The 12,270-nt window shown below is 37.7% G+C and carries 10 protein-coding genes; 6 read left to right on the forward strand and 4 right to left on the reverse strand.

Features of this window, described 5'->3' with window-relative positions; translation table 11 throughout:
• Positions 1 to 25: 25 nt before the first annotated feature.
• Together ACHFIZ_RS05120 and ACHFIZ_RS05125 are read right to left on the reverse strand one after the other, a co-directional pair.
• Positions 26 to 1,261 (reverse strand): endo-beta-N-acetylglucosaminidase H, encoded by a 1,236-nt coding sequence (locus tag ACHFIZ_RS05120; RefSeq protein ID WP_410883521.1) that lies wholly within the window; start codon positions 1,259 to 1,261, stop codon positions 26 to 28.
• A 233-nt stretch (positions 1,262 to 1,494) separates the two neighbouring features.
• Positions 1,495 to 1,680 carry a hypothetical protein gene (locus ACHFIZ_RS05125; RefSeq protein ID WP_410883523.1) on the reverse strand — a complete coding sequence of 62 codons (186 nt, stop codon included), beginning with the start codon at positions 1,678 to 1,680 and terminating at the stop codon, positions 1,495 to 1,497.
• A gap of 503 nt (positions 1,681 to 2,183) precedes the next feature.
• Between ACHFIZ_RS05125 and ACHFIZ_RS05130 the strand changes: the two genes are divergently transcribed.
• From ACHFIZ_RS05130 to ACHFIZ_RS05150, 5 genes are all read left to right on the forward strand, one after another.
• The gene (locus ACHFIZ_RS05130) at positions 2,184 to 2,819 is read left to right on the forward strand and encodes a hypothetical protein (RefSeq protein WP_410883525.1); all 636 of its coding nucleotides are present in this window, start codon (positions 2,184 to 2,186) and stop codon (positions 2,817 to 2,819) included.
• A gap of 81 nt (positions 2,820 to 2,900) precedes the next feature.
• Positions 2,901 to 3,122, forward strand: a complete 222-nt coding sequence (locus ACHFIZ_RS05135) for a hypothetical protein (protein WP_410883527.1) — start codon at positions 2,901 to 2,903, stop codon at positions 3,120 to 3,122.
• A 380-nt stretch (positions 3,123 to 3,502) separates the two neighbouring features.
• A complete protein-coding gene (locus tag ACHFIZ_RS05140) occupies positions 3,503 to 3,616 on the forward strand; it encodes a hypothetical protein (RefSeq protein WP_410883939.1) in 114 nt (37 codons plus the stop codon).
• Positions 3,617 to 3,720: 104 nt separating this feature from the next.
• Entirely contained in the window at positions 3,721 to 6,387 is a 2,667-nt protein-coding gene (locus ACHFIZ_RS05145; RefSeq protein WP_410883529.1) for a cation-translocating P-type ATPase, read from the forward strand.
• A 161-nt stretch (positions 6,388 to 6,548) separates the two neighbouring features.
• Positions 6,549 to 6,743 (forward strand): hypothetical protein, encoded by a 195-nt coding sequence (locus tag ACHFIZ_RS05150; RefSeq protein ID WP_410883531.1) that lies wholly within the window; start codon positions 6,549 to 6,551, stop codon positions 6,741 to 6,743.
• Between the two features lie 51 nt (positions 6,744 to 6,794).
• Here ACHFIZ_RS05150 and glgP read toward each other — a convergent pair whose 3' ends face one another.
• Positions 6,795 to 8,558 carry an alpha-glucan family phosphorylase gene (glgP, locus tag ACHFIZ_RS05155; protein WP_410883533.1) on the reverse strand — a complete coding sequence of 588 codons (1,764 nt, stop codon included), beginning with the start codon at positions 8,556 to 8,558 and terminating at the stop codon, positions 6,795 to 6,797.
• 82 nt (positions 8,559 to 8,640) lie between these two features.
• Between glgP and ACHFIZ_RS05160 the strand changes: the two genes are divergently transcribed.
• Complete coding sequence (locus tag ACHFIZ_RS05160; protein ID WP_410883535.1) at positions 8,641 to 9,489, forward strand: NYN domain-containing protein; 849 nt, start codon at positions 8,641 to 8,643, stop codon at positions 9,487 to 9,489.
• A gap of 763 nt (positions 9,490 to 10,252) precedes the next feature.
• On the opposite strand, the gene ACHFIZ_RS05165 is transcribed toward ACHFIZ_RS05160, so the two are convergent.
• A complete protein-coding gene (locus ACHFIZ_RS05165; RefSeq protein WP_410883537.1) occupies positions 10,253 to 12,229 on the reverse strand; it encodes a copper-translocating P-type ATPase in 1,977 nt (658 codons plus the stop codon).
• Positions 12,230 to 12,270 lie beyond the last annotated feature (41 nt).

Below are 12,270 nucleotides of genomic sequence, written 5' to 3' on the forward strand. Positions count from 1 at the left end.
ACAACTATTAAATTATATCTATTTGTTACTGAATTTTAACAGATGTGACCAAGTCATTTGCATTTGGTGAAAGCGTAGTAAAATTTGATTGATTACCATTCAGTACCCAAGATGTTCCTGTGGAATTATTATCAGCGTACATGGTAACAGTCCATCCTGCCGGAATGCGTACTGAAGAAGCCCAGTCATTTATAAACCCATATCCTTCCAGCTGCGTCAACGTATACGTTCCTTTTGGGATGCCATTGGAAGTTACACCACCATAATTGGCATTTTGATAAAAGTTTACACCTGTTGTTCCTTCACCACCGGAATTATAAAGCGAATTTGTATTATATAATACATTTGAGACACTCGAAAGGTAACTTTCCACATTAGTATTTGGCAAATTGTAATAAAGGTATACGCCGTAATTGTTATTTTTTGTTTGCGTAGCCAGGTTTGCGGCTGTTGAACTGCTGGTAGCCTGGATATCGATTGCCGCTGGACCCAGATTACTTATTGGCAACCCAGGCACATTTGGAACTGAGTAACTACCATACATGGCGTTCCAGCTATAATCTATCTTAGAACCTACAGTTACTCCGTTAAAAGAAAGCCTGGATGTCGCAGGACCATAAAAATAAAATGAGATCAGCTTTGTTGGCATAAGCTGCCGTAGAGCTGTAACAAGGTAAACAAATGAACTGGCGTTAGGCTGACCTGTTCCGTTAACTCCATAATCTGAATACTCATCGTCAAAATCAATCCCATCCAGTCCGTACGTAGTTACCGCATTACTAAGTTGTTGCGCAAATGCCTGTGCGTCTGCCTGACTAGCCAGATTGCAGATGCCCATTCCCTGGTGGTTTCCAAGTATAGAAAGAGTGACTTTAATACCTTTTGCTTGCAGCGGCTCAATATAAGTTGCTTTGTTGTTGAGGACATTCGCAACATTCGCATTGAAAAAGAGTTCCGCTTTTCCAGTGCTGGCATTGCGATTAATATTGGCTGCAAAAATAATCGCCATATCAAAAAGTCTTTTACCACCAGCGTTGAGTGTATATTTACCTACATTTCTGATATCGGCATTGTTCACTTCTACATAACAGATGCCTAATGGTCCATTTTTAACGCTGGGGATGGAGATTGCCGAGACCGCCTGATCCTTTGGTAACTTCAAAGCTGGCGATTCCTGGATCGTGCTTTCTTTTTTACAAGAAAACATGGAGAGGCAAATAGCAACGATTGCTATAAACCCATAGGGATAGTTTCGATTCATTGGATTTGATATTTGGTTAAGATTTAAATAATCAACAAGTTAAGAACAATTCCTTGAAAATTTATTGTCGCAAAGTTAACGCTCCATTTTTAACAAATCCTTTTGTGCCTGAAGTAGATAATATAGCATAGCAAGAGAATAGAAATCGCTCAGCCCAACCCTGCACCCTGCAATTCTCAAATAGTGTATTCCTTCGGGAGTTTTTTATTTAATAGCAACTAAGGCGATCATTTCTAACATTTCTTTTGCTGATTACCAAGAAGCGTACGTGCCGAATCCAAAGCCTCTTCAAGGCAGCTTATATAATTTTCAAGTGGCCATTCTTGTATGTATCCAGATGTTTTCAGGGTTTTAGAAGCGACAGTTACATTGGCGACCTTGGCGCTCAGGTCATTTTTAAGGGATTCTATATCTTTCATTCAGAGCTATAATGGTGCAAACAAATTATGTTATTTGTCATAAATGAAAAACTGGCAGCGAAGATAGTGTGGATCATTAATAGTAAGAATCCTTAATCATCATAGAACATACAAGTCAAACATTTATGAAATTATATTGGCATAAATATAAGCGATTTATTCATTCGAAAGTATTATGGCTTACTCAGTTCCTTAAACAAGCTTCTTATCACTGTAGTACGTTATTAAATAAGATAGAACTAAATCTTATCTTATTAGTAAATAAACTATCAGAACACCAAAATCACGGTCTAATCATGACCATGGGCAAAGGTGGTGTGGGTAAAAACACTTCCTGACAATTACAGGTCCGGCAGCACATATCCGGGATTATACACCAACGTAAAAAACAAGGAGATGTTTGTGTAAAATAAAGCGTTAAGTTTACAAATCTAATCGTTGAAACAATGAGATTTCCTTTTCAAATACCATCTTTTAAACAATCAAACCTCATTCGAATGAGTATGAAAGTAAAACTATACTTCATTATCTTAATCACTATTAGTTTTAATGCTTGTCAAAATAATAAGCAAAAAAACAATCAAACAACCACAGAAAAAGACAGTTTAGTAGCATTAAAAATAGACTCAGCTGAAAATATTCAGCCTAAAGAAATGCAGTTTGCTTTAGCACTCAGTGCAAACGCCATTCAAATTATCAATCCAAACAATGGTTCTACCAAAGAAATTGGTTTCGATATACCCTTCAATCAGACCATAGAAATAGTTGAAAAAGTGTTAAAATCAAAACCAACCATTAACATCAATAGGGAATGTGGGGCTGGTCCGTTAAAAATGGCAACATGGGATAATGGCTTGACCTTACTTTTTAAAGAAAATAAGAATGATGAATGGCTATTTGTTGGTTGGGCTGCAAACCAAGCTAAAAACCCTCAATCTAAATTAAACACCATAGCAAGTATTGGCATTGGCAGTACCAGAAAAGAAATGGAAAGTGCTTATGTAGTTAAAGTTGTTAAAACAACCCTGGGTTATGAATTCTCTACCAAATCCAATGATCTTTTTGGAATATTTGATGGAGCTAATGAAAATGCAAAAATCACCAATTTATGGAGTGGTGTAAGCTGTAACTTTAGATAATTGAAATTCCCTACCGAAGACTCTATTTAGAGCGCGACATCTTAGTATAGATCTCTACTGATCATTTAGTACTTTTGTTCCATGTACTCCACTTACGTGATTTATGAATTGCTGATCAGATTGCAAGCTCTGGATCCAGCGGTAGGGGATTATGTCTCTTTCAAGAAAATTAAGGCCGGTATTTGTGTTATGACGACAACCGGACCATTAGAAATCCCAGACATACTTCTGGATTTGCAATTCAACAATCCGGCAAAGATCAACAATGAAGACTTACTCAAAGTCTTAAGATCCCTGCCCTAATTCGAATTAAGCACTGATATGCTACCTGGCATTGTTATAAAAGCATTTGGATATTCCTCTTTCACCCTACTATTTTTTGACTGTGGTTATTCTTTATTTTATTGTTGCAATTCCACTGTAAGCAATAAAATTCTTATTGGTTGTACCCTAACGATAGAGAAATAATAATTCCGATTTAAAAAGTTTCCGTGGAAACTCCAATAACATATTAATGCTGGCTGTAAAATTGATACTTCTTATTTAGCAAACTTGCTTTCTGTAGAACTCATTTTAATAAAATAAAAAAGGATTATCATCACAACAAAAACACCAAAGAAAAAATTACCCCAAAGCGTAATAAATTACTTAAATGCTGTACCGGAATTTAAGGCTTTGACGAAATTACCGAAGGCGGGCTTCCGCAGAACGGAACCACTTTAGTTTCCGGAAATGCCGGCTCCGGGGAAACGCTTTTTGGGATAGATTTAAATAAAGGTGTAAAAGTGAGGAAATAATAATCTAAAATCAATTTGAATATGCAGGTAGAATAATTGAGTATCATATCGCAGAAAGATTTAAAAAAGAAGAAAAATCAGGTAAGTAATAAAAACTTAAAACTATGGCAGCAAGTAATGATAAAACATATCCAATAAAAGATGCTCATTCAACAAATGTTGACGACCTAGCAAAGCTGCTAGACGTAAATTTAAAAGCTGGTTTGAAGGAAAGTAGTATTGAAGAAAGGATTACGAAATATGGGTTAAATAGTTATGCAGAGCAAAAGCAAAAAAGTATTTGGGTCATTTTATTTGAGCAATTTAAAAGCCCAATCATAGCGTTGCTGGTGGTAGCCGCCGGCTTTTCTTTTTTCTTTCAAGATTGGCTTGAAGGATTTGCTATTGTTGGCGTAATAGCTATTACTGCAGCACTTGGGTTTTTTATGGAGTTGCAAGCCCGTAATTCTCTGAAGGCACTAAAGGAATTGGACGTCAGCGTTTCAAAAGTATGGAGAGACAATGCCCTTAAAGAAATCCCATCTGAAAAAATTTTACCCGGTGATGTATTGGTTTTAGAAGCTGGTGATATGGTGTTAGCAGATGCAAGGTTAATTGAAGTAAATCAATTTGAGGTGGATGAATCGGCACTTACAGGGGAGTCATTAGCGGTTGAAAAAAATATAAAAATTCTAAAAAAAGATGTTTCCCTTGCTGATAAAATTAATTTAATATTTAAAGGCACATCTGTTGTAAAAGGCAATGCCAAAGCCATTGTAATTGGTACAGGATTACAAACCGAATTAGGGAAAATTACAGCTTTGGTAGAAACGTCAAAGCAAAACGATACCCCATTAGAAAAAAAGCTCCAAGGACTTACAAAAATATTAATGTGGATTACGGCTGCATTTGCTAGCATATTTATTATAACAGGATTGTTCCAAGGCAAACCCTTTTACCTAATTGTAGAAACAGCATTAGCATTGGCCGTAGCGGCCATCCCCGAAGGGCTGCCTGTGGTAAGTATTATTGCACTTACTTATGGCATGTTGCGACTTGCGCGAAAGAAGGTGCTTATTAAAAGACTGACATCGGTGGAAACACTTGGGGGTATAAATACCATTTTTACAGACAAAACCGGGACGTTAACAGAAAATAAAATTGATGTAAACAGCTTGATCTTTTTTGATGAAGACGTAGCAATAGACAAAAATAACGAGGACAGTAGTGCCAAGATTACTAAAAATAAGTCTGCGTTTGAAAAGTTGCTAATTATAGCCGCTTTATGCAATAACGCTGTAACCAAAAAAATAAAAAATAAGCAAAAACATTTAGGTGATCCCATTGAAATTGCCCTGTTACAATTCATAAATTCAGGCGAAACAAAAGCGGCAAAAATAAACGCCTTGTATCCCCGAGTGTCAGAAGAACCTTTTAATTCTGAAACAAAATTAATGGCTACTTTACATAAAAAAGATAATGGCAATTTTGTAGCGGCCAAAGGAGCTGTAGAGGAATTAATACATAGATGCAGTTCGTATTGTGAAGGCGATAAAATAGTGCCTTTAACAGATGCTAATAAAAAAATATTTCTGAAAAAAGCAGATGCTATTCAGGCACAGGGCTCAAAAGTATTGGCTTTTGCTTTTAAGGAAGCGAAAAATATCTCCACAGATAATTTTTCATCGGACTTAACACTTGCAGGGCTTATAGGATTTTTAGATCCACCCCGAATGGAAGTGGTAGCTGCTTTGCAGTCATGCAGAGATGCTGGAATTAAGGTAATTATGATAACAGGCGACCATCCGGCAACTGCACTCAATATTGCCGAAAAAATAAAGCTATCAGAAAAGGATAACGTGGTAATTAATGGTAAAGAGTTAGATTCAAAATTATCCGATAAAAAATTATTTGCCGCTACTATTTTCGCAAGGGTTACGCCAAAGCAAAAGTTAGATATGGTAAGCCTATATCAAAAAAAGGGCAATATCGTAGCCATGACAGGTGATGGTATAAATGATGCCCCTGCGCTAAAAAAAGCAGATATTGGGATTGCCATGGGCATACGGGGCACGCAGGTGGCCAAAGAAACGGCAGCAATGATTTTAAAAGACGATTCGTTTAATTCCATTGTGGCAGCTATTATGCAGGGCAGGGTAATTTTTAAAAACATAAAAAACTTTTTAATATATCTTCTTTCTTGTAACCTTAGTGAAATATTTATTGTATTTCTTTATGGATTATTAAATCTTCCATTCTTCGTACTTCCTTTACAAATACTTTTCCTCAATTTGGTTACAGATATTTTTCCCGCCTTGGCATTAGGGCTTGGCAAAGGCAATAAACTCATTATGACAATCCCGCCACGAAATCCACAGGAGCCTATTGTAATGAAAAAAGATTGGTTTACTATAACAACCTATTCGCTGTTGTTAGCAATACCCATTATAGCGGTGACATGGTACTGTAATATTTATTTAATGTACGATGCAAAAGTGTGTAACAACATTACCTTTTTCAGCCTTGCTTTGTCACAATTGTGGCATGTACTAAATTTATCCTCACGTAAAATTTCATTTTTTAATAATGAAATTACCCGTAACAAATTTATTTGGGGAGCATTACTGCTATGTATAGCTATAATAGCGGTATTCTATTCCATTAAACCACTTAGTGAAACTATTGGGCTTCAAGTACTAAGTTCGAGCACTTGGCTTATAATAGTTGCTACCAGTATTACGCCTGTTGTTTTAATCCAATTATTTAAGCGGGTTTTTAAAATCATTGATTAGGATGATGAAAAAAAATCCACGTTTGCCACTTTACTAAGGATCGACGTTATCAAAACAATTATTTTGATTTTTCGTTATATTAAATGAGCAATTATTATTAAAGAAAAGACCCTTTGGTTTACTATTCTTGAGCAATTAAAAAAATAATAAATTTTATTTACATGGCTAAGGACAAAAAAAGCACAGATCAACAGAAAGATTTGAACAAAAAAGTTAAGCAGGTAATTATAGCGCCTGTTAATGATGGCATGAACACACCTGTGCCAGATAGATCCGATGTTCCTGTTATCTCTGAAAGTGAAGCAGCACTCTTCAAACAAGCGGAAAACCCGTTAGGTGATCCTGACAAAATTTAATTCGATGTTTATGTTTGACACTCAACGCCTTGAAGCGTATATGTTCCCTGCCTAAGTCTTATTAGCCCTGTTATAAAGTTTTTGGTAATATTCTGTCACCATTCTAGCAGATTCAAACTCAGGCACGACATCTTCAACAGCATTTTTTACCATTTTGCCCCAACCTATTACATCCTCATAATAAAGCGGTAAAATTAAATGCTGCAAGCTGTCCATCAAGTTAAGATTTTCCTGTCTATTAATTTCTTCTTGCGAATAATCACCCGTAGCTGGAGTGATCAAAAAGCAATTCAGCCTATCCTTTGCAAATTCCGGCACCCAACCATCTGGGATGGAAAGATTGATCGCACCGTTCATTGCTGCCGTCATACCACTGGTCCCCGATGCTTCCCTATACATCATCGGGTTGTTGAGCCAAATGTCTGCTCCTTTTTTTAACAATGCCGAAAGATCTAGTTCGTGACCTGTTAGTACTGCGCAGTTGCCGAAAGACTTCGTACGCTCGGTAATTTCGTTGAATAATTGTGTAGCCGAATGATCTTCAGGATACGGTTTCCCAGCCCAAATTACCTGCACTGGTTTTACATTATCTGTAATAAGTTGAATGAATCTTCCCCAGTCCTGCAGCAAAAGATCCGCGCGTTTATATTCCGCAAAACGTCTTGCCCAGACAATGGTTAACACATCAGGATTAAACTTTTTACCAGTTCTCTTTTCTACCTCTCGAAAAAGATCAACTTTCATTTCCTTCTTTCTTCCGGCTAAATTGTCATCATCAACTTTCAAAATGTATTTTCTGAATGCCTCATCCTGCCAATATTTTTGGTTTTGTGCGTTGGTAATGGAGATTATCTCGCAAACGCCTGAGTTAGCACTCCACATCCTCTTGGCAACCTCAGCATGTATCTTGGAAACCGCATTTGCAATACCTGAAAACTTCAATGCCGCTAGCGTGTAATTAAATTGGTCACCTTCCATGTCCAATAAGTACTTTACCTCATGTACCTGCAGATGATAGAAAAACGACATTTCCTTCAGCAATTCAAAATGATGAACCTCATTGCCAGCCGCTTCCGGGGTATGGGTGGTAAACACCATTTTCATTTTGATCTCAGCCAAATCTTTAAATTTAGAATAAAGAAAAAAATTAAGCGGAATAGCATGACCCTCATTCATATGGTAACGGTCAGGTACTATTTTCAATAGATCCAGCAACATGCCACCACCGATGCCTAAAAGTATAGACTGAGCAACCCTAATTTGTTCATCATTATCGTAAAGACGCCCTGAGATAGATCTTCCAAAATCATCATTTTCTGGCAAATCCGTACTTAAAAGGTAAAGTGGAGTGGTTCCGAAAGTTGATGGCTTAAGAAGAAATGCCTTTACAGCAACATCATAGTTTCGGATTGGAACTTGAAATACTATTCCCGTATCTTCTAGAAAAGGATAACTTTTTGCTGTAAACTCGACCCGCATACTCCCATCCTCATTGCTGCACTGGTCGTAATATCCATATTTCCATAGGATACCGATACCGATCAGATTTTGTTTAAGTTCATACGCACTGCGAAGATGAGAACCGGCCAAAAAACCTAAACCACCGCTATAAATAGGCAACTGTTGGTCAATGGCAAATTCCATAGAAAAATAAGCAACTGAGGTATCGAATGCAGGACTTGGAGTATAACCTAAGATGTTTGTGTTCATATAGAATTGGAAGTCAGTAAAAAGTGTAAATTCAAAACTCAAATTTAGAATGGTAGTGGTCAGAAATATATGATTCGGCAACGGAAAGCCAATGATGTCCGTCATATTCTACCTAAAGCTATGATAAAATTTAGATCGGATTGATACAGGTTTCCTTATCTTTAAATAAAATCCTGCGCCAAGGCTTATGAAGAACGAGAGAGACCTGAAACTTGCTGTATTAATAGACGCCGACAATGTCCCTTATGCCAATGTAAAAGAAATGTTTGAGGAAATCGCCAAGTATGGTACGCCTACTTTCAAAAGAATCTATGCTGATTGGACCAAGCCAACAGTTTCCGGATGGAAAAAAGTACTGCTGGAAAATGCCATCACACCCATTCAGCAGTACAGCTACTCCAGCGGCAAAAATTCGAGCGACAGTGCACTTATTATTGACGCTATGGATATCCTTTATACAGGGAACGTGGACGGCTTCTGTATTGTCTCGAGTGATAGTGACTTTACCAGATTGGCTACAAGGCTTCGAGAAGCAGGAATGAAAGTAATTGGGATCGGTGAAAAGAAAACACTTGCCCCTTTTATTACTGCCTGTGATAAATTCATCTACATTGAGATCCTGAAACCTAACCTACAAGCTTCAGAAGACAATAACGTTCAGCAGACCGCTACAACTGCGAAATCTTCGGAAATGCAGCCTTTAAATAAAGTCGATCCCGGAATTATCAGGCTCTTCACAGATAGCATTACCGACTTGGCAGATGAAGACGGATGGGCCTACTTAGGAGATCTAGGCAATTTGATGATGAAGAAAAAGCCAGATTTTGATTCCAGGAATTATGGATTCTCTAAGTTGCTGCCCATGATAAAAAGCACCAATCGCTTCGAAGTGGATGAAAGAGAAAGTGGTAAAGCGAGCGTTAAACACATTTATATTAGAAAAATGAGCCAACCGGCTCCCGCAGCTACCATCACGAAATCTGATACCAAAAGAAAATCGACCAAACAAAAGGGTCATCGGGAAAGAGAGGTTTAAAGCTTAATTTTTCGTCAAATTTAGCGATTCGGTGTTCTCTGAAACATTCCACACTAGTATTTTCGCTCTAATTGACTCCTCAATCTTAGCTTAGACATAGTTTTTGTTGTACTGAACGCAAGGTATGCCTCTAAACTCCTAAAATTGCACGAATAAAATCCAGTTTTATTAATTGATTATCCCTGACTAACAGCACGTTAACAGCACATTAACTTGGGTACTACTTTGCCTGGAAACAACTAAAAAACACCTTAAAACCATATCAAAAACAGAGTTGCTGTATCCTTGCCGTATAGTTGCCATATTATTGACGTATCGTTGACGTATTTAATTAGATACCGCAACCATACAGCAAAGATATTTTAAGGATATAGCAATGATACGGCAACCCAGTTTTTAACTTGATGTTAATATGATTTTTACATGATTTTATATGTACTCCTTTCCAAGTTAATGTCACACTTAATGTTAACTTGCTAAAAACAAAATATTACGGGAATTTTAAAGAATGGCCTTAATGGCCCCGTTAAAGGAAGAGTGGGTAAAATAGTTTATCTCCAAAAAATTATCAATTTCCTTCTGGTTATTTTCATTTATAAATGTATTGGGACTTACAGCTTTAAAGTGTAAAAATTCACCGTCACTACCGTTGCTTTCTAAAAAAACCTGGCCATGCTGCTCATCATATGGTACAAAATGTGGCAATGGAAAAACTAATTAATATTGAGAAACATTTTCATAATAGCGCTACTTAAAATCTACACTATTTCCTTACTTTTAGCATGCTTGCATTTATAGCCACAATAACAGTACTCAAACTCATCAATACTGCGCCCGCTGCAGGGCTTAACAGGATGTCCCAATTATATAAAACCCCTGCTGCTAATGGCAAGGCTATCACATTATAACCCGTTGCCCAGGCCAGATTCTGTATCATTTTACGGTACGTTGCTTTCCCAAATAGAATTAAATTAACCACATCTTTCGGGTTGCTGTTTACCAAGATAATTCCAGCGGTTTCTGCTGCAATGTCGCTTCCTGAGCCCACTGCAATACCAATATTTGCCTGTGCCAATGCCGGGGCATCGTTTACACCATCGCCAGTCATTGCCACAAATTCACCTTTGTTTTGTAGCTCCTTAATTTTTTCGAGTTTTTGATGGGGTAATACCTCCGCAAAAAAACCATCCATATGTAAAGTGTCGCTTACGCTTTTCGCTACCCGCGAATTATCACCAGTTAACAAGTAAGATTTAATGCCGTTTTCTTTAAGTGTTTTTATCGCTTCTGCAGATTCTGGACGAAGCTGGTCTGACAGGGCAATGTAACCGGCTAATTTCTCATCCAACAGCAAAAAAACAACTGTTTCCGTATCGTTGGGCTTAAAGTTTTCCGGCAAATCAATGTTTGCATCTTTAAGATAACCTGGACTCACCACTTTTACATGTTTACCGTTTATTTTTGCTTCGACCCCTTTACCAGTGATGGCATTAAATTCCTGATTTTCTGGTATGGATATTTTCTTATCAGCAACTAACTGCAAAATACCGGTAGCTATCGGGTGCTCTGAATTTTTCTCTAGTGAACCGGCAAAGCCCAATAGTTCCTCTTCATTTATCTCCGGAGTAAGCACTACTACTTTTGAAACTTCAAATTTACCGACGGTTAACGTACCTGTTTTGTCAAATATCAACGTCGTAATTTTTCGTGAATCTTCAAAGGCAGTCCGATTTTTAATAAGCAACCCACTTTTTGCAGATAATGCAGTAGATTTGGCTACAACCAATGGAACTGCTAACCCTAAAGCATGGGGGCAACAGATCACGATCACTGTTACCATCCGTTCAATAGAGAAGGCAAGCGATTGTCCACCGATCCACCAGAACAAGAAGGTGCCGATGCCGGACACCAGCGCAATAATTGTCAGGATTTTTGCCGCACGATCTGCCAGGAGTTGCGTTTTAGACTTAGATTTTTGGGCATCGTCTACCAGTTTAATCACCTGGGATAAATAAGAATCTTTACTGCCATGGGAAACGGAAACCCGTAATGCACCACTGCCATTTAAAGATCCGGCAATTACTTTTTCACCCGTTTTCTTTTCTACCGGTTTAGATTCACCGGTCAGCATAGATTCGTTTAAATAGCTATTACCTTCTTGAATAATACCATCCGCCGGGACTTTTTCTCCGGGTTTTACTAAAATTAGATCTTCAGGCTTTAACGTATCGGTCTTTACGTCTTGTTCATGCTCGCCACTTATTAAATGTGCATCTGAAGGCATTAACTGTACTAAAAGCTCCAATTCTTTGGATGCCCCTGCCACAGACTTCATTTCGATCCAATGCCCCAATAACATTATCAAAATTAAGGTGGCCAGTTCCCAAAAGAAATCCATGCCTTTTAAGCCGAAAACCGTTGCAACGCTATACACGTATGCAACGCTTATGGCAAAGCCGATGAGGGTCATCATCCCAGGATTTTTTGCTTTCATTTCATCCAACCATCCTTTTAGAAAAGGCCATCCCCCATAAAAGAAAACTACGGTTGAAAGGGCAAATAAAATATACATGGATCCTGTAAATTGCCAATCAACTCCGGCAAATTTCTGGATCATGGGTGAAAGCAAAACGATTGGCAGGGTTAGGATCAATATGATATAAAATCGCTTTTTAAAGTCTGCTATCATCATGGCGTGATGGTCGTGGCCTTCTTGAGAATGATGTTGTGCGTGATCCATAATTTAATATTTTAGAAGAATTAGGTGATTTTTGTTATAAA

The organism is Pedobacter sp. JCM 36344 (genome assembly GCF_046546555.1).
Classification (GTDB): domain Bacteria; phylum Bacteroidota; class Bacteroidia; order Sphingobacteriales; family Sphingobacteriaceae; genus Pedobacter.

Bases quoted from the DNA above. Each gene is read 5' to 3' on its own strand.
- ACHFIZ_RS05160 (WP_410883535.1), top strand. From the start codon at position 8,641: ATGAAGAACGAGAGAGACCTGAAACTTGCTGTATTAATAGACGCCGAC.
- ACHFIZ_RS05125 (WP_410883523.1), bottom strand. From the start codon at position 1,680: ATGAAAGATATAGAATCCCTTAAAAATGACCTGAGCGCCAAGGTCGCC.
- ACHFIZ_RS05165 (WP_410883537.1), bottom strand. From the start codon at position 12,229: ATGGATCACGCACAACATCATTCTCAAGAAGGCCACGACCATCACGCC.
- ACHFIZ_RS05120 (WP_410883521.1), bottom strand. From the start codon at position 1,261: ATGAATCGAAACTATCCCTATGGGTTTATAGCAATCGTTGCTATTTGC.
- ACHFIZ_RS05150 (WP_410883531.1), top strand. From the start codon at position 6,549: ATGGCTAAGGACAAAAAAAGCACAGATCAACAGAAAGATTTGAACAAA.
- glgP (WP_410883533.1), bottom strand. From the start codon at position 8,558: ATGACGGACATCATTGGCTTTCCGTTGCCGAATCATATATTTCTGACC.
- ACHFIZ_RS05135 (WP_410883527.1), top strand. From the start codon at position 2,901: ATGTACTCCACTTACGTGATTTATGAATTGCTGATCAGATTGCAAGCT.
- ACHFIZ_RS05130 (WP_410883525.1), top strand. From the start codon at position 2,184: ATGAAAGTAAAACTATACTTCATTATCTTAATCACTATTAGTTTTAAT.
- ACHFIZ_RS05145 (WP_410883529.1), top strand. From the start codon at position 3,721: ATGGCAGCAAGTAATGATAAAACATATCCAATAAAAGATGCTCATTCA.